This window comes from Streptomyces sp. NPDC042201 (assembly GCF_055582185.1).
The window spans coordinates 448,260-474,531 of sequence record NZ_JBVJDS010000003.1 but is presented as its reverse complement, the minus strand read 5'-3'; the positions used below and the strand labels follow the sequence as shown (position 1 = coordinate 474,531).

Below are 26,272 nucleotides of genomic sequence, written 5' to 3'. Positions count from 1 at the left end.
CCGTGGGCGTCGGGGGTCCGGTCCGCGGCGTTCTGGCTAGCTCGACGTGGCGGCCTGGTCCGGTTCCGGCACGGGGGCCGTGGTGGGCTCGTCCGTGATCTTGTTCTTGCGCATGAGCAGGGTGACGACGAGGGCGGCCACCAGGGTCACGACGACGAACCCGATGGACAGCCTCCACGCGTCGTCGGTGGGCGCGGTGGTCTTCGGGACCACCGAGGAGGCCAGGAGCAGGGAGACGACGGAGGTGCCGACGGCGACGAAGATGGTGCGGGAAACGGAGTAGACCAGTCCGATCGCCTCGCCCGTGTTGCGGGCGGGTACGGCTTCGATGATCACGTTGGGGAGGCCGGCGAGGAGGAAGCCGCCGCCGATGGCGGAGATGGTGGAGGCGATGACGACGAGGGGGAGGTTGCCGTAGACGACGAGCAGCATGGCGAAGCCGATGATGGAGACGGCGATGCCGGTGGCGAGGGTTACTTTGGCGCCGTGTTTGGCTGCGAGGCGTCCTGCGGAGGGTGAGAGGGCGAAGCCGGCGCCTGCGCCGATGAGTCCGTAGGCTCCGGCGGCGGTGGCGCTGAGGCCCAGGCCGATGGGCAGTATGTCGGGGCTCTGCATGAGGATGGGGATGAGGAGGGATCCGGCGGCCATGGAGCCGGCGGCGACGAGGGCTGTCACGAGGAGGCACAGGACGAGGGCGCGGCGCTGGAAGAGTCGCAGGTTGAACATGGGGGATTCGACGCGGAGTTCGTAGGCGGCCCAGAAGACCGCGAGGGCGAGGCCGGCGGCGATGAAGACGGAGACGAGTCCGTCGCTCCAGCCATGGTCCTTGGTGCGGGTGACGCCGTAGAGGATCGAGGCCACGGCGGGTGCCAGGAGGACGCCTCCGAGCCAGTCGATGCGTGTGCCGTCGCGGGGTGCGATGACGGATTTCGGCAGTACGGCGAGGGCGACGGCGATCGAGGCGACGGCGAGTACGGCGGAGGTGAGGAACATGTAGCGCCAGGTGCCGCCGTCGATGATGATGCCGCCGACGAAGGTTCCCAGGGCGCCGGCGATGATCGCGGTACCCGTCACGACCGCCGCGGCGACCGGGACTCGGGGAGGCGGGAGGATCTCGCGGGCCAGCGCGATGAGGATCGGGAAGAGGGCGGCGCTGGTGCCCTGGAGGGCGCGGCCGACCAGGATCGCCTCATAGTTGGCGAAGGCGAAGCTGATGAATGAGCCGAGGGCCGAGAGCGCCATGAGGACGATCAGCACGCGCTTGCGTCCGTACATATCGGCGAGGCGGCTGGATATCGCGGCCGTGCCGGCGCCGACAAGCAGGAACAGCGTGACGGCCCACGAGAGCGCGGCGGCATCCATGTGGAAATGGCCCATCAGGAATGGGATGGCCGCGTAGATCATGACCTGTTCGAACGCTCCGGTCGCCTCGATCAGAATGAAGGCGAGGATCAGGAATGCATAGGACTTGTTCAGCTCAAATTTTGGGGATGACACGAGGGACATCTGATCTTGCCTCTTTCGCCACAGCGTGGATTGCTTTTCCGCACAGCACCCTGCGTACCGATCCGCTCGATGAGGCGAATGGGATTGGGTGGACCGATAGCGTGTTTGGCATCACCTTGATCGGCGGGCCAATTGGGACCTTAGGGGTCGCTCAAGCAGGCGTCTATGAGTCGTTTATGACCAATACTCGACACTTTTGCTGCTATCTGGGTCATAGTCCGCGTGCGGCCGGTAGCCGTATGCACCAAGATCCGCTGCGGCGGCGGACACCGATCTGCCGCAGTTCACCGGCCCCGGACCGCCTCGGAGCCGGGATCGATCCGAGCGGGGGCAATCCGTCATGAGGACCGGTCGGGCGGCCTCCACGGGCGATCCAGGAAGGAGATATCGCTCCCGGATGTCATCAACGACCGGCGTGAGTAAGGCAGTTGGTGTATTGACGGCTTGCCGACGCCCAAAGGCTTCACCGCGCTCCGCATTGCCGAGTTCTTGGCGTGGTCGGTGCCAGGGGAAGCTCAGCAAACGCCGAGCTGATCAGAGATGGAAAGGGTGCTGCCTCAGCGGGGATCAGGAGAACTGGCGGGTTGGCGCAGACCGGCGCGGGCCACCACCCACCGCTCTCAGCTCAGACGGCCTCTTCGCCGCACCGTGCTCTCCGGACGGTGCACACTGAGTCCCGCCGAGCGCGCCGGAAGAATTGTGGGCACCGTTTCGGTGGGTGCCGCGGCTTGCGCGGCGCTGTCCATGCCCCTGGGCGGTGCGGTGTGCCGGGGCCGCTCCAGCAGCGCGGAACGTGCTTCGGCATCACCGGGAGACACGTAGCGGCCGTGCGGGCGGTGGACTTCCTCGTACGCGCTCTTGTCCTCCTGGCTGAAAGCCACCCCGAGCCCATGGACCTCGCGCAGCTCGTCGCACTGGACCATGTGCTGCTTCACAGTGGTGAGTTCGAGGGGCCACCGAGCCTGCACCCGGAACTGCCCGCACGCGCAGGAGAACTCGGGAGGAAGCGAGCGGTGCTGGAGGAAGCCCTCCTCGTCCTGATCGGGGCCGGCCTGGCGGGCGTGGTGGACCGCACCGAGGGCCTGATGTACGCGGCCACAGACCGGGGACCGGTCTTCGTCGATGTCCTTGAGGCGCCCTACGTCGAGTCACTGCGCGAGCGGGCCGAGTGGGCCGTCCGTCACTTCTCCGCCAGTACGGACGCCCGTACCGCGACTCAGGAGATCGTGGACCGCGCGACCGCGTACTTCGTACGGGCCGAGGCCAGCCACGGGTGATCTGCGTCTGATCCACCTCACCTACGCGGGCTCCGGCAAGCCCGCCGCAAGCGTGGAGTTCGACCCGGCACTCAAGGTGATATACGGGGCCTCCGACACCGGCAAGTCGTTCATCGCCGAGTCCATCGAGTACATGCTCGGCGGCAACCGGGCGCCCGAGATCCCGGAAGCCGAGGGCTACAGCCAGATCCTCCTGGCACTGCGGCTGCCGGACGGCACCGTGCTGACTCTGCTGCGCGCACCGCACAGCAACACCATCCACCTTCACCGGCAAGACCTCCGGGACCTGGTCACCGGGTTCGCCGACACCCAGGTCACCGCGACGCACACAGCACGCAGCACGCAGCACGCAGCACGCAGCACGAACAGCCTTTTCCTGTTCCTCCTGGGCGAACTGGGCCTCGCGGTTAAGAATCCGCAAGAACGAGACGGGCGGCAGCCGGAGTCTGGCGCTGAGCGACCTCGTACATCTCTCGGTCGTCCCCGAGACGCGTATGGTCGACCCCCTGTCTCCGCTCCTTCACTCACCCGCCGCCACTGGCGAGAGCGCGGAAGCGTCCGTGATGCGACTCATGCTGACCGGGGACAGCGATCCGGATGTCGACACCGGCCTCAACGCCGGGCAGCGCCGCGTCAACAAGGGACAGATCACCCTGCTCGACCGAATCATTGAGCCCTGACCTGCGACAACGTAATTTCCCACAGAGCCCCAAGCCGATCTCGACGCATGGCATGACCCAGAGACTGGGCTGCCATGGCATCCCGGTCCGCACCGCCCGCAACGCGGCGCTGGCCGCTCTCGCTGCTGATCTCCCCAGCCCGATTCTCGCCGACGCGACCAGGATGCACCGCCAGACCGTGCTCCGCTGGGTCGCCTACGCCAGACGGGACTGGGCCGAGTACCTCGCCGCCCGAGCCTCGGACAACGAGGGTCGCCCATGACCATCTCCGTCAGGCACGAGGGGCACCCAAGCCAGCCGACGCCTGAACGCACAGCATGATCGGATACCAGCAGCGCACGAAGCGGAGGAATACATGTCAACAGCTGCAGTTCCAACCCCGTTTACCCAGACTGCCAGGTCAGCGGAAGCGTCACAGACGCCTGGCGGATTGATCATTTTCTTGAACGGTACATCGAGTTCCGGGAAGTCGAGCATCGCCAAGGAACTCCTCCCGATCCTGGACGACACGTACTTCTACATGCCGGTGGACGCCTTCCACGCCATGCGGACATCGCCGCAGGACCTCGCCCCCGACCAGCTCCAGAGCGTGCTCAAGCACACCTGGATGGGCTTCCACCGGGCAGTCGCGGGGATGGCCGCTGGCGTCGGCGTGCACTGCCTCTTGCCGGAACTGGAACAGCGAGAGCAGATGCGCGGTGACCGCCCACCAGGTCTGGCAGCACGCCAGATCGCCCAGGTTGCTCGACGTGCGACCTCGCAGGCGAAGACGTGCCAGGCCACACGTCGGGTCGGGGTGACAGGTTCCGGCACGCCGGTGGCGAGTCGCCGTGATGCGGTTGTGGAGGTCCCCTTGAGGGTTATCGGGTCCTGAAGCGGCGGAAGAGGTTTCGGGCCACGTACGTCCCCGGGCCGCCGAAGCCGACGATGTCGACGCGTCCGTCACCGGTGATGTCGGCGAGGAAGCGGGGGTGGCGGTCGACCCGCCAGGCGCCTGCGTCCTCGTTGTACCCGAACCCGCGGCACACCAGCTGGGCCTGCTCGAACCGGCCGTCGCCATGGCTGTGCGACACCCAGACCCCCTCGTCGCCGAAGCCGACGATGTCCGGGTTGCCGTCGCCGGTGACGTCGGCGAAGAACCGGAGGTGCTTCTTGCTCGTCCACCGCTGGGCGAGCCCGAAGTCGTTCAGGACGAGCTTGGAGGGCTCGAACGTGCCGTCGCCGCGCCCGCGTGCGACTACGACGCCCTGCGGGCCGAACCCGACGATGTCCACTGCTCCGTCATCGGTGGTCCTGAGCAGGAACCGGGGGTGCTCCTCGACTGAGCTCCACCCTTGGTCGACCCCGAAGTCGTCGAGGACGTAAAGAGGGTCGGCGAACGTGCCTTCCTCGTCTTGGAGGGACACCCAGACGCCGTCGTCGTGGCAGCCGACGATGTCGAGCCTGCCGTCACCTGTGGTGTCGACGAGGAAGCGGGGGTGCTTGTCGGCAAGCCAGCCACCCGCCTTCTCGTCGTGGCCGAACGCTTGGAGAGCCGGTTCGTCGGCAAGCGGTGCAAACTTTCCTTTCTCGTCCTGGAGGGACACCCAGACGCCGTCGTCGTGGCAGCCGACGATGTCGAGCCTGCCGTCACCTGTGGTGTCAGCGAGGAAGCGGGGGTGCTTGTCGGCAAGCCACCCGCCGGCCTGCGGGCCGTGTCCGAATGCCTCAAGAACCAGCTCGCCGCCGGGCGCGAACGTCCCGTCCTCGTCCTGAGGGCTCACCCGGACACCGTCAGCGGAAAGCACGACGACGTCGGGTTTGCCGTCGCCCGTCGTGTCCACGAGGGTCCACAATTCCTTGGGACTCGGGGAGGGCCCGGGTGGGTGCAGGATGCGCTCCTCGTCGTCGAACGTCCCGTCGCCTCTGCTGGAGGCCGTCACAGCCCCCTTCGCGGGTTTGAGCCCTACGATGTCCTCCCGTTTTGCTCCCGTGGTGTCGGCGAGGAACCGCGCACCGACCCTGGCCCACCAGCCCGGTTGGCCGCTGGGAGAGCGGGTCGCCCCCTTGCTGTCCCACCCGCCGGCGTCCTGGTCGCTCCCGAACTGATCGAGGACCAGCAGCACGTCGCTGAAGGAGGGCGTCGCGTCGGGTGCCGGCCGCAGTGCGGCCGAGTGGACCAGCCGCCATGACTGGCGACCGTTCCAGTGGCTCAGAGGTGCCCAGCGCAGCACGGGCTCGCTGGTGCGCTCGGGCTCGGCCGGGACGAACCGCCACCGCTGGCTCTCCGCGCCGTCGTCGTACTCGCGCAGGACGATTCGAGTCTCGTCCTCGCCGGGGTCGGCGAGGTCGAGAACGGCGCCATCGGTCGCGCCCTCGATGAAGTAGAGGCCCGCTTCGCCCTCAACGGGGACGAAGCGCCACTGCTGGCCCTTCTGGCCGGCTGAGGCGTCCCACTGGCGGACGCCGCGGTCCGCGGCGGCGGGGTTGTCGAGCACCTTGCCGCTGACCGCGTTGCGGATCACATACGCCTGGTTGTCTTGCGCGGCCTGCACGGGGGTGAGCCGCCACTGCTCCGGGCTCGGGCCGCCATCGGGGAAATCGCGGACGACGAGCGCCCCGTCCGCGCTCGGCGCGGCCTTGGCGCCGAGGGTCTCCCCCGTGGCGGCGTTGACGATCTCCAGCTTCAGTTCTTCCGTGGGCACGGGCATCGTGGTGCCTCTTCCAGGCGGTGCGGGCGTTGGCTCGGGACAGGTTTGGTACGGCGGTGGCCGCGGATCACGTGAAGACGTGGTGATACGGGACGTTCCACTCGCTGGGCAGCCGCGGGTAGAACGTGTTGATGACCGTCCCGGTGAAGTCCCCGCCCCAGTTGTAGGTGAGACGCACCTCGCTGTCGGCCGTCACCGCGTGGTCCTTGAACCCGAGGATGGCGTCGGGGTGGATGATCGGCACGAAGGTGATCCCGCCCCACGGCGTCACCGTGACGACCCAGAGCTGGGTGTCCTCGGGCGCGCCGTTCTTCCCGCGCCACTTGTCGCCGACCTTGTCGGGGAGGCCGACCTGGACGGTGTCGGCCGTGCTCTTGGGAGCCTCCTGGTGGACGGTGATACGCCTGCGCTGCGGCTTCGGCGCGCCGTCGTCGCCGCGCCCGGCGTCGGCGTCGCTCGCACCGGCGGGTTTGGGCGACACCTGGCCCGCGGCGCTCTCGATGAAGTACAGCGGTCGCTGCCCGAAGAAGCCGCCGGGGGTGATGTACCAGAGGTGACCCTGCGCCTCCTTGGTGGCCGGGTCGAGCGCGGTGGCCAGCTTGACCCCCTTGTCGTGGCTCTCCTCCTTCAGCTCGGCGGCCCGCAGGTAGCCGCCGTTGAAGGCGTGGACGAGCATGACCGGCCGGCTCTCGACCAGCGCAGCCACGATCGCGTTGTCATAACTGTTCACCGCTACCGGGCCGCCGACGACCAAATTCGCCATCGTCGTGCGTTCTTGGGTGTACATCGCGGAAACCTCACCTGTTCTTGATGTGGAGAACAACGCGTCGGGCGCTCAGTGCAGTGGTTTATCACGCGGCATTACCCCAAGCGCAACCACCCTCAATCGAAACGGCTCCGAAAACGGAAGGATGATCGAAGTAAATGCCCCCAAAAGCGGCATCGTTCGAGGCCACGACACCCGTAGGTGGGAATTCCGGAAATTCACGATCGGGTGATCGACAGTGGTTCAAGATTCTGCTTCGCGCGATTTGAGGGCAGCAGACGAACCTTGATCACTCGATTGAGCGTGATGCTCCAAGACGCCTTCTCGGCCAATGGAGCCCGTGATAGCTTCGATTTTCCGAACGCGCACTTACTGTTTACATTTCACCAAGCGCGGTTCTGCCAGATCAGTCGAGGACGGGGAATGCCTTCCAACGCGTACAACCTGGACCGGGCCAAGCGCCAGCCGCTGACGAAGAGGAACCTGCGGGAACTGAACATCTCCCAGACCTGGCAGTCCATCCTGGACCACCCCAATCTGGTCTACGTCGATGACTACGGTGTGCGGCACAAGCCCGTCGGGTTCTCCGTGAATAAGTCGAGCTTCGGCTCTTTCCCCGGTTCCGCGTTCCAGCTGGGCTGGCTCGCCTACATGAACCTCGGGGAGCCGCTGATCGAGGAGCGGTGCAACATCGACCAGCCTCCGCCCGACATGTTCTCCTCGCGTGCCTACGTCAACCGCAGCCAGACGTCCCCGATGACCTTCACCGACTCGGTCGATTTCACCGTGTCGAACGGGGTGACGTGGTCGCTCCAGGGGGATGCCCGGCTCACCTTCGGCGGCAGCGTCGGCGCGCAGCTGCAGCTGCAGCTTCAGAACCAGCTCAAGATGGATCTGCAGGCGCAGCTTCAGACGCAGCTCCAGAACGAGATGGCGAACAAGAACGCGAACACCGTGACCAACAAGAACAGCAAGGACAGCGTCGGGGTGGACAACGCCAACGCCACCGAGACGGGCGTGCGGAACGCGGCGACGAACTCCGCCGCGAGCTCGGTGACGAGCTCGGTGGCGTTCACGACCCAGGGCAGTGCCACCGGCAACGCGGCGCTCAACGCGCAGTTGGCGCTGGGCATCACGGCCTCCGTCGGCGGCTCCCTGACCACCAGCTGGGCCTCGAAATCGCAGATCTCCGGCCAGGTCCCGCCGGACTCCCGCGTGGACACCATCGTCACGCAGCGGCGTACCCACAAGCACTACTGCTACGAGATCCCGGTGACCTTCTCCGGGTTGCTCGCGGTGAAGTACGACGTACCGGTGGCGGTCCTGTCTCCCCCGCAGCCCGGGAACTACCCCGCCCTCGACCAGTTGGTTGCCCGTGACATCGGCGACATCGACCTGGCGGGCGGCGGCGGCTTCCGCATGAAGGGGTGGGCCGAGGTCGTATCCGCCCTGGACGTCCACCACACGATGTTCGACGGCGAGAGCCTGACCGGCAGCCAACGAGCGCTGCACAAGCAGCCTTGACCGGGCGGCGACACCGCCACGACGACGACCAGGGGTGACGACCATGGTGTTCGACAACATCTTCAATTTCGCGAGCCAGGGAGCGGGGCTCTTCTCAGTAACCACCGACGGCGCCAAACCGCAGCCGGGTGCGAACGTCGACTTCGAGGACGCCGACGACGAGACATACGACGACACGAGCACGAGCCTGTTCAACAACGCGATCCACGGGGCTTCCTCCCGGGCGAAAGTCGTGCAGGAGCAGTCGCCCGAAGCACGGGCCATCCTGGGCTTCCTCGGCTCCTTCATCCAGACCACCCAGGCATCGGCCGGTGTGCAGGCCCAGTACGCCCAAAATCCCAGCTCGGTGTCCACGGCGGCGTCCGCCGGCATGCGGGAGTCGAGTTCGACGGTGACCGAGCACAGCGGCCTTCAGAAGAACGAGGACCTGGAGAACAAGCCCAAGAAGAGCGATTACACCAAGCCTCCCCAGCCTCCTGAGGCCCCCGAGGCCCCTGAGCCCCGCAAGGCGCCCAAGGCAACCGCCGAGGACCCGTCCGGTTCCCAGTAGCGCCCGGGCCACGAGACGAGGGGTCGGGGGCGAGGTCGCCCCCGACCCCTCGTGCGTCACACCGGGAGCAGCTGCCACTGCCGGTCCCGGTCGTCACCCTCCGCCCCGTGCTGCTTGATCGCCGTGCGGGCATTGGTGTCGACGCGCAGGAGCAGACCGCTGTTCCGGTTCGCGATCTCGTACACCTGCGGGGTACCGGTCGCCGAGCCCACCGGGATCAGCCGCCACTGCTGGTGGCGTCCGTCATCACCCTCGTAGGCGCGTTGCGCGACCACCGCCCCGTCCCGCTCCTGCGCTCCGACGACCTCCAGGACCTTGCCGCTGCGCACGTTCTCGATCGTGTACAGGACGTCGCCGTTGTCCTGGCCCGCCACGACCAGCCGCCACCGCTGGTGGTCCCTGGGGACGGCGAGGGACTGGTGGATCTCGGCGCCGTCCTTGGTGGACTCACGCAGGACCGCCATCCGCAGCCTGCTCCGGACGTTGGCCCAGAAGACCACCGTGCCCGAACCGGGCAGCCCGGCCATCTTCGCCGACGCGATCTTCCGAACCCGGTTGTTGAGATGGTCGGCGATGTAGAGGGTGTCGACGCAGTCCACAGCAAGCCCGAACGGGTAGTTCAGCTGGGCCGAAGCGGCCGGGCCGTCGTCACCGCCGAAGCCCGCGGTACCCGCGCCGGCGACCGTGCTGATCTTGCCGTCCGGCGTGATCTTCCGGACCCGGTGATTGTTGTAGTCAGAGATGTAGAGGGCGCCGGCGCTGTCCGCCACCACTCCCAAGGGGTGGTTCAACTGGGCCGAGGTTGCCGGGCCGCCGTCACCGCCGAAGCCCGCGGTGCCCGTGCCGGCGACCGTGGTGATCTTCCCATCGGCCGTAACCTTCCGGACCCGGTGGTTGCCGGCATCGGCGATGTAGAGGTCGTTCGCGCAGTCCACCGCCACTGCGTACGGGCAGTTCACCTGCGCTGAGACCGCTGGACCACCGTCTCCCTTGAAGCCTGCGGCCCCGGTCCCCGCGACCGTGCTGATCTTCCCGTCAGTCGTGATCTTCCGGACCCGGTGATTGTTGTAGTCGGAGATGTAGAGGACGCCGGTGCTGTCCACCGCCACCCCCAACGGGTAGTTCAACCGGGCGGCGGTGGCGGTGCCGCCGTCACCGCTGAACCCCGCGGTGCCCGTGCCGGCGACCGTGGTGATCTTCCCATCGGCCGTGATCTTCCGGACCCGGTGATTGTTGGCATCGGTGATGTAGACGGCGTCTGAGCTGTCCACCGCCACCTCACGCGGGCAGTTCAACTGGGCCGAGACAGCAGGGCCATTGTCCCCGTTGAATCCCGCGACCCCGGTCCCCGCGACCGTCCTGATCTTCCCGTCAGTCGTGATCTTCCGGACCCGGTGATTGTTGTAGTCGGAGAAGTAGAGGGTGCCGGCGCTGTCCACCGCAATCCCGTACGGACGGTTCAACTGAGCTGAAACGGCAGGCTCGTTGTCCCCTTTGAACCCCGCCACCCCGGTCCCCGCGATCGTGCTGATCGGAGGGGCGGAGTGCTCGTCACCCGTGGCTGCCGCGTGGGCAGTGCTCATCGCATTCCCTTCACCGTTCACCGACCGCCCACTACAGACGGTTTTCGGTTGATTCCAGAAAGTCACAAGAGCATTGGGGTTGGCAAGTCCACTTCCGAGTGGTCCTTGTGGAGCACGGTGACGAGCACCGAACCCGATGGGTAGTCGACCCCGCCGACGCCCAGCCGCCGCCGGGTGGGCCGAGACGTTCGACATGCCGACGCTGGAGGGCCCGGAGCGGGCCTTGGACTGGGGCGAGGGGCACGCGCAGCTGGAAAACGCTGCGAAGCAGCGAGAACAGGTGAGGGCATTTCTGCAGGTCAGCACAGATCAGCAGGCGTTCCCGCAGGTCAGAGCCGCGCAGCAGGACTCGGCTCTCAATCGCACGAGCTCAACCTACTGCGCGGGTGAGGAAAACCGGGAGCCCCACTTGACAGCCCGGGAGCCTCCCGGGCAGGCTTCCATCAAGCAGAATATAACTTCCGCAATACGGAAGGGGCGCATTTCATGGGCTACTCGGACCGGCGCTTCGATGTGAACCTGTCCATCCTCTTCACCGAGCTCCCGCTTCTGGAGCGACCCGCGGCCGCCGCCGCGGCGGGGTTCAATGCCATGGAGCTGTGGTGGCCCTGGACCGACACCCCCACGCCGCCGCGGGCCGAGCTCGACGCGCTCAAGAAGGCGCTCGACGACGCCGGCACCCGGCTGGTGGGGCTGAACTTCTACGCCGGGCAACTGCCGGGCCCCGACCGGGGCGCGCTCTCCGTACCCGGCGAGGAGTCCGACCGCTTCCGCGCCAATATCGACGTCGTGACCGGTTTCGCCGCCTCCGTGGGCTGCACGGCGCTCAACGCGCTGTACGGCAACCGCGTCGAGGGCGTCGACCCGCGCGTGCAGGACGCCCTCGCCCTGGAGAACCTCGTGCTGGCCGCCCGCGCGGCCGACCGGATCGGGGCGGTCCTGCTGGTCGAGGCGCTCAACAAGCCGGAGTCCCCGCTCTGTCCGCTGGTGAGCGCTGAGTCCGCGATCGAGGTCGTGGACCGGGTCAACGCGGCCACGGGTCTTGGCAACGCCTCGTTCCTGTTGGATCTCTACCACCTGTCGATGAACGGCGAGGACCTGAACGGGGTCATCGACCGGTACGCCCACCAGACCGGCCACGTACAGATCGCGGACACCCCGGGCCGTGGCGCGCCTGGCACCGGATCGCTGCCGCTGGAGGAGCTCCTCGGCCGGCTGCGGAAGGCCGGTTACGACGGCTGGGTCGGCCTGGAGTACAAGCCGGGCGACCGGCCGAGCGCCGAGGCCTTCGGCTGGCTCACCAACTGACCGTTGTCACGCGTGTGTGGAAAGAGGCACCCATGAGCAGTCTCCCCAAGGTCGCATGGATAGGTCTCGGCATCATGGGCTCCCCCATGTCCGAGAACCTGATCAAGGCCGGCTACCCGGTGACCGGCTTCACGCTGGAACAGGACAAGCTGGACCGCCTCTCGGCCGCCGGCGGTACGGCCGCCGGCTCGATCGCCGAGGCGGTACGGGACGCGGACGTGATCATCACGATGGTGCCCGCCTCCCCGCACGTCGAGGCCGTCGCGTACGGCGAGAACGGCATCCTGGACAACGCAAAGCGCGGCGCCCTGCTGATCGACATGTCCTCGATCACCCCGCAGACCTCCGTGGACCTGGCGAAGAACGCCGCCGGAAAGGGCATCCGTGTCCTGGACGCCCCGGTCTCCGGTGGCGAGGCCGGCGCCGTCGAGGCGGTCCTCTCCATCATGGCGGGCGGTGAGCGGGCCGACTTCGACGAGGCCAGGCCGCTGCTGGAGGCCCTCGGCAAGACCATCGTGCTGTGCGGTCCGCACGGCTCCGGCCAGACGGTGAAGGCCGCCAACCAGCTGATCGTCGCGGTCAACATCCAGGCCTGCGCCGAGGCCGTGGTCTTCCTGGAGAAGTCCGGCGTGGACCTGGCCGCCGCCCTGGACGTCCTCAACGGCGGTCTGGCCGGCTCGACCGTGCTGACCCGCAAGAGGGACAACTTCCTCAACCGCGACTTCAAGCCCGGCTTCCGGATCGATCTGCACCACAAGGACATGGGCATCGTCACGGACGCCGCCCGCGATGTCGGTGCCGCGCTTCCCGTCGGCGCCGTGGTCGCCCAGCTGGTCGCCTCGCTGCGCGCGCAGGGCGACGGCGGACTGGACCACTCCGCGCTGCTGCGCTCCGTCGAGCGCCTCTCCGGCGAGCAGGTCTGACACCGGGCCCGGCACCGGACCCCGAACCCGGGCGGCTGCGGCGCTGACACCTGTCCTGTCGCGCCCAGGTGCCGCCGCCGCCCGGAACCACCCGCGAACGGCCGTACGGACAGCCGCATCGCGCGTTATTTTCCGCCGGTGTTCCCGGCGGCCTCCGCCCGCGCGGAGTACGGACGGTCCCGTACTCCGCGCTCTTGGCCTGCCCGGGCCGCGACAACCGAGCCACAGCTCGCCTGCCCGGGCCGCGACAACCGAGCCGTGGACCGCGCACGACAACGGCCCCCGCGCCGGATCGCTCCGGTGCGGGGGCCGCCCCTTCCCCCTCGGTGGCCGGGGATGCCGGGGGTCAGGCCAGTGGCAGGATCTCCGTGGGCGCGTGCCACGGCTCCGTGGCGATGTCCTCGAACTCGTGCACGCTCGCGATGTCGGTCCCGCTCATCGAGATGTTCGTGACGCGCTCCAGGATCGCTTCCACGACGACCGGGACACGGTGCTCGGCGGCCAGCTTCTTGGCCTCCTCGAAGGCCGGCAGCAGCTGATCCGGTTCGGTGACCCGGATCGCCTTGCAGCCCAGGCCCTCGACGACCTTGACATGGTCGACGCCGTAGACGCCCAGTTCGGGCGAGTTGATGTTCTCGAACTCCAGGTTGACCTGGAAGTCGATGTCGAAGTTCCGCTGGGCCTGGCGGATCAGGCCCAGATACGAGTTGTTCACCAGCACATGGACGTACGGGATGTGGTGCTGGGCGCCGACCGCCAGCTCCTCCAGCATGAACTGGAAGTCGTAGTCGCCGGAGAGCGCGACGACCATCGCCTCGGGGTCGGCGACGGCGACTCCCAGCGCGGCCGGGATGGTCCAGCCGAGCGGTCCCGCCTGGCCGCAGTTGATCCAGTGGCGCGGTTTGTAGACATGGAGCATCTGCGCGCCGGCGATCTGGGAGAGGCCGATGGTGGTGACGTACCGGGTCTCGGGACCGAAGGCGCGGTTCATCTCCTCGTACACGCGCTGCGGCTTCAGCGGCACCTGGTCGAAGTGCGTACGGCGGTGCAGCGTGGCCTTGCGCTCCCGCGCTGCGGCGGCCCACGCGCCGCGGTCGGGCAGTCCACCCGCGGCCCTGAGCTCCTTCGCCACCTCGACGAAGAGCGTCAGCGCGGCCTTGGCGTCCGAGGCGATGCCGTAGTCCGGCGCGAAGATCTTGCCGATCTGGGTGGGCTCGATGTCGACATGGACGAACGTCCGGCCTCGCGTGTAGACATCGAGCTTGCCGGTGTGGCGGTTGGCCCAGCGGTTGCCGATGCCGAGGACGAAGTCCGACTCCAGGAACGTCGCGTTGCCGTAGCGGTGCGAGGTCTGCAGGCCCACCATGCCGGCGTTCAGCGGGTGGTCGTCGGCGAGGGCGCCCCAGCCCATCAGGGTCGGGACGACCGGCACGCCGGTCAGCTCGGCGAACTCGGCCAGCAGAGCGGAGGCGTCGGCGTTGATGACGCCGCCGCCGGCGACGATCAGCGGGCGCTCGGACTCGTTCAGCAGCCGGACGGCCTTCTCGATCTGGGCGCGGCTCGCGACCGGCCGGTAGACCGGCAGCGGCTCGTACGTCTCCGGGTCGAACTCGATCTCGGTCAGCTGGACATCGATCGGCAGGTCGACGAGGACCGGGCCGGGACGGCCCGAGCGCATCAGATGGAAGGCCTGCTGGAAGACGCCGGGGACCTGCGCGGCCTCCAGGACGGTGGTCGCGGCCTTGGTGACCGGCGCGGCGATCGAGGCGATGTCGACGGCCTGGAAGTCCTCCTTGTGGATCACCGCGGTGGGCGCCTGGCCGGTGATGCAGAGGATCGGAATCGAGTCACCGAGCGCGGAGTACAGCCCGGTGATCATGTCGGTGCCTGCGGGGCCCGACGTACCGACGCAGACACCGATGTTGCCCGGGTGGGTGCGGGTGTAGCCCTCGGCCATGTGCGAGGCGCCTTCGACATGGCGGGCGAGCGTGTGATGAACGCCGCCGGAAGCCTTGAGGGCTGCGTAGAAGGGGTTGATCGCGGCGCCAGGCACACCGAACGCGTTTGTCACGCCTTCGCGCTTGAGGATCTCAACTGCCGCTCGGGCAGCGGTCATTCGAGGCATGGAGTGCTCCTGCTTCGGCCGGCGGATTCGGGCTCTGTCGCGCCACCTGAGAGTCGATTCCGTAATACGGAAGTTTAGTTCTGCTATACGGAAGCAATCTAAGGGCGCCCCGGTGCGGCGTCAAGGGAGCGCCGGGGCACGGCCCGAGGCCCTCCCCAAGGCAGGCTCAACAAGGCAGCTCAACGAGGCAGCTCAACGAGGCAGGCCCGCCAAGGCAGGTTCAGCGCACCGAGCGCGCCGCCGGCGACAGATGCCGGGTGAACCAGTCCTGGGAGAGGTCCGCCACGGCCTCGAGGGCGCCCGGTTCCTCGAAGAGGTGGGTGGCCCCCGGCACCACGGCGACCTGGTGCTCGCAGCGCATCAGGTCGGCCGCCTGCTCGTTGAGGCGGAGCACCTGGGCGTCGGCGCCGCCCACGACGAGCAGGGTGGGCGCGCGTACCGCGGTGAGCCGGTCCGCCGCGAGGTCGGGGCGGCCGCCGCGGGAGACCACCGCCGCGATGTCCGCGTCCGGCTCGGCCGCGGAGGTGAGAGCCGCTGCGGCGCCGGTACTGGCGCCGAAGTAGCAGACAGGACCGGTGAGTTCGTCACGCAGCCACCCGGTCGCCAGCGTGAGCCGGCGGGCAAGCAGCGGGATGTCGAAGACATTGGCGCGGTCGCGGGCCTCCTCGGGAGTGAGGAGGTCGAACAGCAGGGTTCCCAGCCCCGCCCGGTTCAGGGCCGTGGCCACGGCACGGTTGCGCGGGCTGTGCCGGCTGCTTCCGCTGCCGTGCGCGAAGACCACGACACCCCGGGCACCCTCCGGCAGGTTCAGGTTCCCGGGCAGCCGGGTGCGGCCGGCGCCGACCACCACATCCGATTCCACGGGCCGGTGCTCCTCGGCGGCCCGGCCCGTGGAGGACCCGGCAGAGGCGCCACGGGCGAGCAGTCCGGCGACCTCGTCGTCCGTCGTCTGGGCGAAGTCCACGTACCACTGGCCGACCGAGCCGAAGCCCGCCGGCGCGTACAGGCACACCACGTCGTCGGCCTCGCCGCGCAGCCACTCCAGGGCCCTGGGCGAGGCCACCGGCACGGCCAGCACCACGCGGGCCGCTCCACGGGCCCGCGCCACCCGGCAGGCGGCCGACGCGGTGGATCCGGTGGCGACGCCGTCGTCGACGATCACGGCCGTCCGGCCGGCGAGCCCGGCCGGGGGGCGCTCGCCCCGGTAGCGGCGAAGGCTCGCCCGCAGCGCCCTCCGCTCGGCCTGCTCCACCGCCGCGCAGTCGCGTGGTCCGAGCCGGGCGGCCCGGACCACCTCGTCGTTCAGGATGAGCACCCCGTCCTCACCGATCGCGCCGAAACCCAGCTCGGGGCGGACCGGCACGCCCAGCTTCCGTACGGTGATGACGTCCAGCGGCGCCGCCAGGGCCCTGGCGGCCTCGTACGCCACCGGGATCCCGCCGCGCGGCAGCCCCAGCACCACAGGAGCGTCGAGACGCAGCTGTTCCAGCTGTTCGGCGAGTTGTTTTCCGGCGTCCGTACGATCGGCGAAGAGCATGGCCGCGTCCTCTCCCGCGGCGGCGAGGCCGCGTCGCCCCCCTCCCATGCAACTCCGGAAACAGCCGGGACGGAAGGGACCAGGAGGCTCATACCGTTACTATTCGCCCCTCGCCTGCGGCCTGATCCGGTCAATACACCCGGCCGGAGAACCGCTCCCGCAGCTCGATCTTCCTGACCTTCCCGCTGACCGTCATCGGAAAGGCGTCCACGATCTCCATCCTGCGCGGGATCTTGTAGTGGGCCAGCCGCTCCCGGCAGTACGCCACGAGGTCGTCCAGCGACGGCGGCTGCGCCGGGTCACGCGGGACGACACAGGCCAGGATCTCTTCGCCGTACGTCTCGTCGGGGACGCCCACCACCTGTACGTCCGCGACCTTCGGGTGACCGTGGAGGAACTCCTCGATCTCCCGTGGATAGACGTTCTCACCGCCTCTGATGATCATGTCCTTGATACGGCCGACGATCTGGGCGTAGCCGTCCGCCCTGATCACCGCGAGATCGCCGGTGTGCATCCAGCGGCCCGCGTCGATGACCTCGGCCGTCCGCTCCGGTTCGTCCCAGTAGCCGAGCATCACGCTGTAGCCGCGGGTGCACAGCTCGCCCGTCTCCCCGCGCGGCAGCGTCACCCCGGTCACCGGGTCGATCACCTTGACCTCGATGTGCGGCAGGGCCCGGCCGACGGTGCCCGTGCGGCGTTCGAGGTCGTCGTCGCGGCGGGTCTGGGTGGAGACCGGGGAGGTCTCGGTCATGCCGTAACAGATCGACACCTCGGCCATGTTCATCTCGGCGACGACCCGTTTCATCACCTCGACCGGGCAGGGCGAGCCCGCCATGATGCCGGTGCGCAGCGAGGAGAGGTCGTACGACGCGAATCCGGCGAGGTTCAGCTCGGCGATGAACATCGTCGGGACGCCGTACAGCGAGGTGCAGCGCTCCTGCTGGACCGCGTGCAGCGTCGCCCCGGCCTCGAAGGAGGGCGCCGGTATGACGATGCACGCGCCGTGCGAGGTGGCACCGATGTTTCCCATGACCATGCCGAAGCAGTGGTAGAACGGAACGGGCAGACAGACCCGGTCCTGCTCGGTGTAGCCGACCGTCTCCCCCACGAAGTAGCCGTTGTTGAGGATGTTGTGGTGGGAGAGGGTGGCGCCCTTGGGGAAGCCGGTGGTACCCGAGGTGTACTGGATATTGATCGGGTCGTCGCAGGACAGCGTGGCCTCACGCGCCGTCAGCTGATCGACCGTCACTCCCTCTGCGGCGGACAGCAGTTCGTCCCAGCTCGCGTCTCCGATGTAGTGGACGGCGCGCAGTCCGGGGCAGCGGCCGCGCACCTGCTCGACCAGGGCGCGGTAGTCGCTGCTCCGGTGGGCGAGGGAGGCGGCCAGCACGGAGATCCCCGACTGGTTGAGGACGAACTCCAACTCGTGGGCCCGGTAGGCCGGGTTGATATTCACCATGACGGCGCCGACGCGGGCCGTGGCGTACTGCACGAGGACCCACTCGGGGCAGTTGACGGCCCATATCCCGACCCGGTCGCCCTTCGCGACCCCGCGCCCGAGCAGCGCCCGCGCCAACTCGTCGACGGCCGCGCCGAACTCCCGGTATGTCCAGCGCCGTCCTGACGGTACGTCGACCAGCGCCTCCCGGTCGGGGAAGGCGGCTGTCGCCCGGCCGAGATTGGCGCCGATCGTGTCACCGAGCAGCGCGGTCGCGCCCGTGCCGTGCGTGTACGAGGGCGCGGTGGCCTGAACCGTCATCGCAGATCCCCCTCGTCGTACTCGGCGGCCGAGCCCTCGGCGGTCCGCTCGCGCAGCTCGATCCGGCGGATCTTCCCGGACACGGTCTTGGGCAGCTCGGCGAACTCCAGGCGGCGGATGCGCTTGTATGGGGCGAGGACCGCGCGCGAGTGGGCGAAGAGCACCTTCGCCGTGTCGGGGCCCGGCTCCCAGCCCTCGCTGAGGACGACATACGCCTTGGGTACGGCCAGCCGCAGCGGATCGGGCGCGGGGACGACCGCCGCCTCCGCCACCGCCTCGTGCTCCAGCAGCGCGCTCTCCAGCTCGAACGGCGAGATCTTGTAGTCGGAGGCCTTGAAGACATCGTCGGACCGGCCGATGTAGGTGATGTAGCCGTCGGCGTCGCGCGAGCCGATGTCGCCGGTCCGGTAGTAGCCGCCGGCCATCGCCTCTGCGGTCCGCTCCGGGTCGCCGTGGTAGCCGGTCATCACCCCGGCAGGATGGACGGCGAGATCGAGGGAGATCTCGCCCTCGTCCACGCCCGGAGCCCCGGTGACCGGGTCGAGCAGCTCCACCTTGAAGCCGGGGGTCGGCCGGCCCATGGACCCGGCCTTGACCGGCTGACCCGGCGAATTGGCGACCTGGACGGCGGTCTCGGTCTGGCCGAAGCCGTCCCTGATCAGTACACCCCACTCGCGGCGGACCGTCTCGATCACCTCGGGGTTGAGCGGTTCGCCCGCCGCGACCGCCTCACGCGGGCGGGTGCGCAGCTGCGACAGATCGGCCTGGATCAGCATCCGCCACACGGTGGGCGGGGCGCAGAAGCTGGTGACCCCGGCGCGGTCCATCTCCGCCATCAGCCTGGCCGGGTCGAAGCGGGTGTAGTTGTGGATGAAGACGGTCGCCTCGGCGTTCCAGGGGGCGAAGAGATTCGACCAGGCGTGCTTGGCCCAGCCGGGTGAGGCGATGTTCAGATGGACATCGCCCGGCTTGAGCCCGATCCAGTACATCGTCGCCAGATGGCCGACCGGATACGAGACATGGGTGTGCTCGACCAGCTTGGGACGGTCGGTCGTGCCGGAGGTGAAGTAGAGCATCAGCGGATCGTCCGCATGGGTGACGCCGTCGGGCTCGAAGGTGTCCGGCCGGTCGTATACGTCCTCGTACGGCAGCCAGCTCTCGTCGGCGCCGCCGCCCACCGCGATCCGGGTGAAGTCGCCCGGGACCTCCGCGAACTTCGCGGTGTCCTCGGAGCGGACGATCACATGGCCGGCCCGGCCGCGCTCGATACGGTCGCGCAGATCGGCGGGGCCGAGCAGCGGCGTCGCGGGGATGACGACGGCCCGCAGCTTCATCGCGGCGAGCGCGGTCTCCCACAGCTCGGCCTGGTTGCCGAGCATGACGACGATCCGGTCCTCCGCCCGTACGCCCTGCTCACGCAGCCAGTTCGCGGTCCGGTTGGAGCGGGCGGACATCTCGGCGAAGGTGAAACGGGAGCTGCGCCCGTCCTCCTCGACGATGTGCAGGGCGATACGGTCATTGTCCTCGGCGATCCGGTCGAACCAGTCCAGCGCCCAGTTGAAGCGCTCGGGACGCGGCCAGGCGAAGCCCTCGTACGCCGTCGCGTAGTCCTCCCGGTGCGCCAGGAGGAAGTCCCGGGCCGCCCGGAACTGCTCGGTCGGACTGCTTTCCGTCCGTGCCGTCCTCGCCGTCATATGTCCTCCTCATTGCCGGACCCCTCGCCGCCATCGTGTAATCAGTGACGTGGGTCTCACCACCCCCGGACGGGGGTGGCGGTGGACACAACGGGAGGAAGCGGTCATGGCCGAAGCGGTCGAGGCGGTGGAGATGCGGGCGGCGCTGCAACGGCTGCGCGCGGCGACCGGGCTGCCGGTGGCCTTCGGCGGGCTGCTGCACGAGGTGGGGCGGCTGCGTATCGCCGAGCTGAACGGCGCGGCGACGGGCGCGCTGCGCGGCCTCGCGATCTCGTCGGGCAACGGTCTGGGCGGCAAGTCGATCGCCCTGTCGCGGCCGTGCGCGGTGACCGACTACCGCGTGGCGCGGCAGATCAGTCATGAGTACGACGCGGCGGTGGCGGCGGAGGGCCTGCGCTCGGTGCTCGCGGTGCCCGTGGTCGTACGCCGCACGGTGCGCGGGGTGCTGTACGGCGCGCTGCGCAGCGCCCTGCCGATAGGCGAGCGCACCTTCGACGCGGCGGTCGCGGCGGCGCGGGACGTGGAACAGGCCCTGGTCGTACGGGACGAGGTGCGGCGGCTGCTCTCGGTGACCCGCGATCCCGAGCCGGGCCCGGGGGCCTGGGAGGAGGTCCGCGCGGCCCACAGCGAGCTGCGGGCGCTGGCACCGCGGATCGTCGACGCGGACCTGCGCGACGAACTGCTCGCCGTCTGCGGCCGGCTGGCGGGGGCGACGGGCTCGGCGGGCGCGCCGCCCCGTGGGATGCCGGTGACCCTGGCACCGCGTGAGCTGGACGTCCTGGGCTGCGTCGCCGCGGGCTCGACCAACGCGACGGCCGCCGAACTGCTGGGCCTGCGCCCGGAGACGGTGAAGGGCTATCTGCGCGCGGCGATGCGCAAACTGGGCGCGCACACCCGTCTGGAGGCGGTGGTGGCGGCGCGGCGGGCGGGCCTGCTGCCGTAGAGATCCCGCGCCACGGGAATTCCCCACCGGATCCCCCACCCCGGGGATCTCCCGGCCGGGAAACAGAGCGGGGGAACAGGGCCGGGGAACAGGCCGGGGAACAGGACCGGCGCCAGAAGTGCGTCAAAATGCGGCCTCCCCTGATCAACGCCGCGTCATGGTCCCGGCGATCCGTATCCCGGCGGGCATAGCTTCCAGGAGTCAGACAGCGATCGACTCCCCTGGGAGGACACCATGGAGCGCCTCACACCCGAGGACGCGGACGAGGGTTCGGACCCCGATCCCGACCGACCCCACGCGGCCGGGCCGCTGTACGTACCCGTACGGCTCTGCTCGGCCGGAGGGCACCAGCTGCGGTTCGCGCGCACCCCGCTCGGCGCGCGGACCGCGATCGGCTTCACCAGCCGCCGGCGGCTCGCCGCCGTCCTCGGTGAGCAGCAGCGGTGGATCAGGCTCGCGGAGCCCGCGCTGCGTGCGCTCGCCGAGCCGCTCGGCGCGGCCCTGGTCACGGTGGATCCGCAAATGTCGGCTCCCGCCGTCGGCCCCCGGCCTGCGACAAGCCAGCCTTGTGCGCGCCGCGCCCAGGATCTGCCGGAGGCGATGCCCGTATGACCACCGAACCGCGGCTGCGGATCAGCGAGTTGGACATCCCGACGGTCTGGCCCGCGTCCGCCGTCGTCGCGCCGGGCGGTGACATCGCGGTGGCCGGGGTGTCCCTCGCCGAACTGGCCGAGCGCTACGGCACCCCGGCGTACGTCCTCGACGAGGGCGAGGTGCGGGCCCGCGCCAGGGCGTGGCGGCAGGCGCTGCCCGGGGCCGAGGTCGTCTACGCCGCCAAGGCGTTCCTGTGCCGGGCCGTCGTCGACTGGATGGAGGAGGAGGGCCTCGGCCTCGATGTCTGCTCCGCCGGTGAACTGGAGCTGGCCGCCACCCGCGGCTTCCCGCCCGAGCGCATCGTGCTGCACGGCAACGCCAAGTCCCCGCAGGATCTGCGGACGGCGCTGCGCCTCGGTGTCGGCCGGATCGTCATCGACTCGGGCTGCGAGATAGCGCGGCTCGCGGCGCAGGTGCCGGGGCCCGGCTCCCAGCGGGTGCTGGTCCGGGTACTGCCCGGGATCGAGGCGGGCGCGCACCGCAAGATCCGTACCGGAGCGGAGGGGCAGAAGTTCGGTCTGTCCCTCGCGGACGGCGACGCGGAGGAGGCCGTCGCCCGGATCCTCGGTCAGCCCCGGCTCGAACTGGCCGGCCTGCACTGCCATCTGGGCTCGCAGATCGCCGAGGCGGAGCCGTACGCCGAAGCCGTACGGCGTGTCGTCGCCTTCCTGGCGCGCATCAGGGACCGGTACGGCGTGACGCTGCCCGAGCTGGACCTCGGCGGCGGTTTCGCGGTGGCGTATCTGCCGGGTGATCCGGCGCCGGCGCCGGCGGTGTACGGACAGCTGATCACCGGCGCCCTGGCGCGGGCCTGCGCGGAGCACGCTCTGCCGGTCCCCCGGCTGACCGTGGAGCCGGGCCGCTCGGTCGTGGCGCCGGCCGGCATCGCGCTCTACCGGGTGCTGTCGGTGAAGCGCACCGGCGGCCGGGTCTTCGTCGCCGTCGACGGCGGGATGAGCGACAACCCGAGGCCCGCGCTGTACGGCGCGCGCTACACGGTCCGCAGGGTGGGCCGCGCGTCCACGGCTCCGATGCGGGCGGCGACGGTCGTCGGCCGGCACTGCGAGGCGGGCGATGTGCTCGCGGAGTCCGTGGAGCTGCCCGAGGACATCCGGCCCGGCGACATACTGGCGGTGCCGGCCGCCGGGGCGTACCAGGTGTCGATGGCGTCGGGGTACAACATGACGGGCCGCCCGCCGGTGGTGGCGGTCTCCGGGGGGAGATCGCGGCTGCTGGTCCGGCGGGAGAACTTCGAGGATCTGCGCGGCCGGGACGTCGGACTCTGAGCGGCCGGCGCCCGCGCGGTCAGCGCGGGAGGTCCGCGAGGTCGCCGAACCGGATGTCGTACGAGGTGGCCGGGGTCATGGTGGTGAGCATCCGCTCCCCCTCCCCGGCCACCTCCCGTCGCTGCTCGCGCGTGAGCGTGGCGAACGGCTGGACGGTCAGCGTCGCGGTGCCGGCCGTCTGTGCCAGCTGCCAGATCCCGGCCAGGAACCCGTCGACCAGCAGCGTGCGGTGCGCCGTATTGCCGTGCGACGTGCGTCCCCGGTGGGCGGGCGGAACGACCCGGGTGCGGTCGGCGTGCGACAGCAGCAGATTGTCGAACTCGGGCAGGAAGCGCGGCGGCGCCGGGGTGTCCTCGTCGGGGCGCGGCGCGTCCGGCAGATCGAACAGCTCGACGCCGTTCTCGTCCTGGAAGGTCAGGAGCCCGGGCCGCAGCCGCTCGAAGGCGTCCGCCAGCCGGGTGAGCCCCGACCACATCTGCATGTCCTTGACGGAGGCCGGGCCGAAGGCCGCGAGATAGCGCGCGACGGTCGCGTCCGGCGCGGGCGGGGGCTCCGCGGGCCGGCCGAACCAGTGCTCGGCGGTGGTCAGCGTGACCTGCCCGCTGCGGCCCCACAGCCCGCGCGGGGTGGTCTGTACGAGCGGCAGCAGACAGCGGGCGGCGACGGTGAGCGCGAACGGCTCGGCGTCGGGCCACTGGTTCACCAGTGCTTCCCGCAGCTCCTTCAGCGGCCGGGGCCGCTCCTCGACCAGTTCCCGACTGACGGTGGCGAGCCGTTCCAGGTCCACGCCGGTCAGCCCGGAACGGAACGCCCTCAGCTCCCGCTCACGGGCGGCCTGGACGAGCGGGCGCAGGGTCAGGCAGTCGTCGGCGGTGTGCGTGTGGATGGTGGAGCGCATCGTGACCAGCCGGCCGACCGCGCGGGAGGCCATCAGGCCGGACAGCTCCTCGGGGACGAAGCCCGCCAGCCGGGCGACGAGCTGGAAGTACGGCGGTGTGACGTTCTGGGCCTGGAGTCCGAGGAGATGCGCGACGGCGTCCTTGGCGGACAGGGCGGAGCGGCGCAGCAGGAGCTGGCGCTCCAGGGTGGCCCGGTTGAGGGCGCGAGTGGTGAGCACGGGGTGCGTCGCCGGGTGCTTCGTCGTCTTCGAGGCCATGTCCGCACGCTACCGAGCATTGCGGACAGCTTCTGTCCTCATCTGCGGTCGCCATTTCCGGTCGCCGTCTCCGGTCGCCATTTCCGGCAGCGGCGGCCCGGGTTTCCCCGGGCCGCCGCCCGCTCAGGTCACGCCGGTCGCGTCATCGCGCGCGGGTCACACCCCCGATGGACGGCGGGAGGGACGCGCGAGGGTGTAGCCGGCGATGGCCGCGAGCGCGCCGAGCACGCCCCCGGCCGCGGTCCAGATCCAGCGGTCCGACCACCAGCCGGAGGACCAGCCGTCCGCCGGCTCGACGCCGGACGCGGCCAGCTGGGCCCCGTCGGCCGACCCTCCGCCGTCCCCGTTCCGGGAGACGGTGGTGCGGCCCGGCGTCAGCGGAACGGCCAGTTGGCCGTCGACCGCGTGGGCTCCGCCCGCGTCCGCCGCGTCGGCCTCGATCTCCGCCCGCACCGGCAGACCGAGGTCCGCCTCCTGTGCGTTGACGACCGTCAGGCGTACGTAGTAGCTGCCGGGCAGCGGATCGTTGGCCCACGGCTCGGCCCAGGCCCGGACCGTACGCAGCGTGCAGCGCAGCTCGACCGTGGCCGCGTCGGCCGCGACCGCCCTGGTCTGGGCTCCGTACACGCACGGCTGGCGGCGGCGCAGTCCGTCGTAGACATCCACCTGCCAGGCGGCCGCGCCCTTCCTGGCAGCGGATTCGGGAAGCGTGACCTTGGCGGTCACGGTGGGGCGCTGCCCCGTGTCGGCGGGGAACACCCAGTAGAGGTAGTCACCCGTGGAGGCGTCGGCCGTGGCCCGCTGGCCCGGCCGGAAGGCGGCGGCCGTACGGAAGGACGTGCCCGCCTCGGTCGGCCCCGTCGCGCTGTCGGAGCCGTCCGAACCGTCCGAGGAGTCCGAAGAGTCCGAGGAAGGCGTCGAGTCCGTCGAGTCCGAGGAAGGCGTCGGGGACTCGTCGGCCATGGTGCAGCCCGCCGTGCCGAGAAGCAGCACGCCGGCCAGCAGGGATCCGGTGAACATGCCGGTGATACGCATCAGTTGGTCCTCCGGACGACACGCAGGCGGGAGATCCAGCCCCAGAGCAGTCCGGCGACGAGGCCGGTGAGGACCAGCAGGCCGAGCAGCCACCAGCCGCGGCCGAGACCGAACGCGGCGACGTCGGACGGCTCGTCGGGCGAGTCCACCAGGTCGACGGTCAGCTCGATGGGCAGGCCGGGGGTGGTCTTCACGGAGTCGGGTGCCGAGAAGGCGTTGCTGACCTGGAGACAGACCGTCTCGGCCGCCGGCTTCACGTCGTCGGCGTCGTCGAGCTGCGGCTTCGGATAGCGCAGGCCGGCCGAGATCACATCGGTGCGTCCGTCGCCCGCTTCCGAGCCGCGGACTATTTCCCTGCCGTGCACGGTCACGGCGCGCAGGAGTACGCCGTAGTCGTTGTCGACGGCGCGGTCGGCGCCGACGCTCACCGAGGCGCGCAGTTCCTGCCCGGGCAGGACGTCGACGCGGTACCAGCGGTGCTCGGAGAACTTCTCGCGGTCGCTGTACAGACCGGGCTGGAGCTGGGGGGCGTCGGCGCAGCGCCCGGCGCCTTCGGTCGCGACCGGGGTGACGACCGGGTCCGCGGCCCGGTCCACCAACTGGGAGACGCGGCCGGAGAGTTCATCGGTGTGCCGCACCGAGGTGTAGGTGCCGCCGGTGGCCTCGGCGATACAGGTCAGCTGTCGCTGGGTCTTGGCGTCGGGCACGAGACCCAGGGTGTCGATGACGAGGTGGATGCCCTTGGCCGCGATGTCGCGCGCGACCTCGCAGGGGTCGAGCGGGGCGCAGGTGTCCTCGCCGTCGGTGATGAGGACGATCCGGCGGGTGCCGTCACCGCCTTCGAGGTCCTCGGCCGCGCCGAGGAGGGCGGGGCCGATCGGTGTCCACCCCGTGGGGGCGAGCGTGGCGACGGCGGTCTTCGCCTCGGTGCGGTCCAGCGGGCCGACCGGGTACAGCTGCCGGGTGTCCTTGCAGCCGACCTTGGTGTCCTTGCCGGGGTAGTTGGCTCCGAGGGTGCGGATGCCCAGCTCCACCCCCTCAGGCACCGCGTCCAGCACCTCGTTGAACGCTTGCTTGGCCGCCGCCATCCGGGACTGGCCGTCGATGTCGCGGGCCCGCATCGAGCCGCTGACATCGAGGACGAGATCGACCTTCGCGGCCGGTTTTCCGGTGGGTTCGTCGGCTGCGGCAGCGGGAGGGAAGAGCCCGACGGCCAGGGTGGCCACCAGTCCGCACACGGCGGCTGCCGACCGTCTACTTATGATCATCGCCGGAT

Annotated in this window: 21 protein-coding genes; 10 read left to right on the top strand and 11 right to left on the bottom strand. The window is 69.8% G+C overall.

The window, feature by feature from the left end:
- Positions 1-36: 36 nt before the first annotated feature.
- Complete coding sequence (locus ACZ6MZ_RS09530) at positions 37-1,506, bottom strand: MFS transporter (protein WP_469350823.1); 1,470 nt, start codon at positions 1,504-1,506, stop codon at positions 37-39.
- Positions 1,507-2,333: 827 nt separating this feature from the next.
- Between ACZ6MZ_RS09530 and ACZ6MZ_RS09525 the strand changes: the two genes are divergently transcribed.
- The 3 genes from ACZ6MZ_RS09525 to ACZ6MZ_RS09515 all read left to right on the top strand — a co-directional run bounded on the left by ACZ6MZ_RS09525 (position 2,334) and on the right by ACZ6MZ_RS09515 (position 4,337).
- Positions 2,334-2,783, top strand: a complete 450-nt coding sequence (locus ACZ6MZ_RS09525) for an ABC-three component system middle component 2 (RefSeq protein WP_469350821.1) — start codon at positions 2,334-2,336, stop codon at positions 2,781-2,783.
- A gap of 732 nt (positions 2,784-3,515) precedes the next feature.
- The gene (locus ACZ6MZ_RS09520) at positions 3,516-3,725 is read left to right on the top strand and encodes a hypothetical protein (protein WP_469350819.1); all 210 of its coding nucleotides are present in this window, start codon (positions 3,516-3,518) and stop codon (positions 3,723-3,725) included.
- A 93-nt stretch (positions 3,726-3,818) separates the two neighbouring features.
- Positions 3,819-4,337 (top strand): phosphotransferase-like protein, encoded by a 519-nt coding sequence (locus ACZ6MZ_RS09515; protein WP_469350817.1) that lies wholly within the window; start codon positions 3,819-3,821, stop codon positions 4,335-4,337.
- Here ACZ6MZ_RS09515 and ACZ6MZ_RS09510 read toward each other — a convergent pair.
- Complete coding sequence (locus ACZ6MZ_RS09510) at positions 4,324-6,153, bottom strand: FG-GAP-like repeat-containing protein (RefSeq protein WP_469350815.1); 1,830 nt, start codon at positions 6,151-6,153, stop codon at positions 4,324-4,326. The genes ACZ6MZ_RS09515 and ACZ6MZ_RS09510 overlap by 14 nt on opposite strands.
- A gap of 67 nt (positions 6,154-6,220) precedes the next feature.
- A complete protein-coding gene (locus tag ACZ6MZ_RS09505) occupies positions 6,221-6,940 on the bottom strand; it encodes a hypothetical protein (RefSeq protein ID WP_389792724.1) in 720 nt (239 codons plus the stop codon).
- A 402-nt stretch (positions 6,941-7,342) separates the two neighbouring features.
- On the opposite strand from ACZ6MZ_RS09505, the gene ACZ6MZ_RS09500 reads away from it, so the two are divergent.
- Positions 7,343-8,443 (top strand): hypothetical protein, encoded by a 1,101-nt coding sequence (locus ACZ6MZ_RS09500; protein WP_469350813.1) that lies wholly within the window; start codon positions 7,343-7,345, stop codon positions 8,441-8,443.
- Between the two features lie 43 nt (positions 8,444-8,486).
- A complete protein-coding gene (locus ACZ6MZ_RS09495) occupies positions 8,487-8,993 on the top strand; it encodes a hypothetical protein (protein WP_469350811.1) in 507 nt (168 codons plus the stop codon).
- 56 nt (positions 8,994-9,049) lie between these two features.
- Here the strand turns inward: ACZ6MZ_RS09495 and ACZ6MZ_RS09490 are convergent, their stop codons facing one another.
- The gene (locus ACZ6MZ_RS09490) at positions 9,050-10,576 is read right to left on the bottom strand and encodes an NHL domain-containing protein (protein WP_469350809.1); all 1,527 of its coding nucleotides are present in this window, start codon (positions 10,574-10,576) and stop codon (positions 9,050-9,052) included.
- 486 nt (positions 10,577-11,062) lie between these two features.
- Between ACZ6MZ_RS09490 and ACZ6MZ_RS09485 the strand changes: the two genes are divergently transcribed.
- Both ACZ6MZ_RS09485 and ACZ6MZ_RS09480 read left to right on the top strand, forming a co-directional pair.
- Complete coding sequence (locus ACZ6MZ_RS09485; RefSeq protein WP_469350807.1) at positions 11,063-11,884, top strand: TIM barrel protein; 822 nt, start codon at positions 11,063-11,065, stop codon at positions 11,882-11,884.
- A gap of 32 nt (positions 11,885-11,916) precedes the next feature.
- Entirely contained in the window at positions 11,917-12,807 is an 891-nt protein-coding gene (locus ACZ6MZ_RS09480) for a 2-hydroxy-3-oxopropionate reductase (RefSeq protein ID WP_469350806.1), read from the top strand.
- Positions 12,808-13,153: 346 nt separating this feature from the next.
- Here the strand turns inward: ACZ6MZ_RS09480 and gcl are convergent, their stop codons facing one another.
- The 4 genes from gcl to ACZ6MZ_RS09460 all read right to left on the bottom strand — a co-directional run bounded on the left by gcl (position 13,154) and on the right by ACZ6MZ_RS09460 (position 19,922).
- The gene (gene gcl / locus ACZ6MZ_RS09475) at positions 13,154-14,932 is read right to left on the bottom strand and encodes a glyoxylate carboligase (protein ID WP_469350804.1); all 1,779 of its coding nucleotides are present in this window, start codon (positions 14,930-14,932) and stop codon (positions 13,154-13,156) included.
- Positions 14,933-15,152: 220 nt separating this feature from the next.
- Positions 15,153-16,469, bottom strand: coding sequence for a phosphoribosyltransferase family protein (locus ACZ6MZ_RS09470; RefSeq protein ID WP_469350803.1), 1,317 nt, complete (start codon positions 16,467-16,469; stop codon positions 15,153-15,155).
- 130 nt (positions 16,470-16,599) lie between these two features.
- Positions 16,600-18,228: an AMP-binding protein gene (locus tag ACZ6MZ_RS09465; protein ID WP_469350802.1), complete on the bottom strand. Its 1,629-nt coding sequence runs from the start codon at positions 18,226-18,228 to the stop codon at positions 16,600-16,602.
- A complete protein-coding gene (locus ACZ6MZ_RS09460; protein WP_469350801.1) occupies positions 18,225-19,922 on the bottom strand; it encodes an AMP-binding protein in 1,698 nt (565 codons plus the stop codon). The genes ACZ6MZ_RS09465 and ACZ6MZ_RS09460 overlap by 4 nt, the downstream gene beginning before the upstream one ends.
- Before the next feature lie 106 nt (positions 19,923-20,028).
- On the opposite strand from ACZ6MZ_RS09460, the gene ACZ6MZ_RS09455 reads away from it, so the two are divergent.
- The 3 genes from ACZ6MZ_RS09455 (at position 20,029) to lysA (ending at position 22,805) form a co-directional block, all read left to right on the top strand.
- Positions 20,029-20,865 carry a response regulator transcription factor gene (locus ACZ6MZ_RS09455; RefSeq protein ID WP_469350799.1) on the top strand — a complete coding sequence of 279 codons (837 nt, stop codon included), beginning with the start codon at positions 20,029-20,031 and terminating at the stop codon, positions 20,863-20,865.
- A gap of 234 nt (positions 20,866-21,099) precedes the next feature.
- Positions 21,100-21,477 (top strand): SAV_915 family protein, encoded by a 378-nt coding sequence (locus ACZ6MZ_RS09450; protein WP_384186970.1) that lies wholly within the window; start codon positions 21,100-21,102, stop codon positions 21,475-21,477.
- Positions 21,474-22,805, top strand: coding sequence for a diaminopimelate decarboxylase (gene lysA, locus ACZ6MZ_RS09445; protein ID WP_469350798.1), 1,332 nt, complete (start codon positions 21,474-21,476; stop codon positions 22,803-22,805). Before ACZ6MZ_RS09450 ends, lysA begins: the two co-directional genes overlap by 4 nt.
- A 19-nt stretch (positions 22,806-22,824) precedes the next feature.
- Here lysA and ACZ6MZ_RS09440 read toward each other — a convergent pair whose 3' ends face one another.
- The 3 genes from ACZ6MZ_RS09440 to ACZ6MZ_RS09430 form a co-directional block, all read right to left on the bottom strand.
- On the bottom strand, positions 22,825-23,961 hold the full coding sequence (locus ACZ6MZ_RS09440) for a winged helix DNA-binding domain-containing protein (protein ID WP_469350796.1): 1,137 nt from the start codon (positions 23,959-23,961) through the stop codon (positions 22,825-22,827).
- 156 nt (positions 23,962-24,117) lie between these two features.
- Positions 24,118-24,996: a hypothetical protein gene (locus ACZ6MZ_RS09435; protein ID WP_469350794.1), complete on the bottom strand. Its 879-nt coding sequence runs from the start codon at positions 24,994-24,996 to the stop codon at positions 24,118-24,120.
- Complete coding sequence (locus ACZ6MZ_RS09430) at positions 24,996-26,264, bottom strand: VWA domain-containing protein (RefSeq protein WP_469350793.1); 1,269 nt, start codon at positions 26,262-26,264, stop codon at positions 24,996-24,998. The genes ACZ6MZ_RS09435 and ACZ6MZ_RS09430 overlap by 1 nt, the downstream gene beginning before the upstream one ends.
- Positions 26,265-26,272 lie beyond the last annotated feature (8 nt).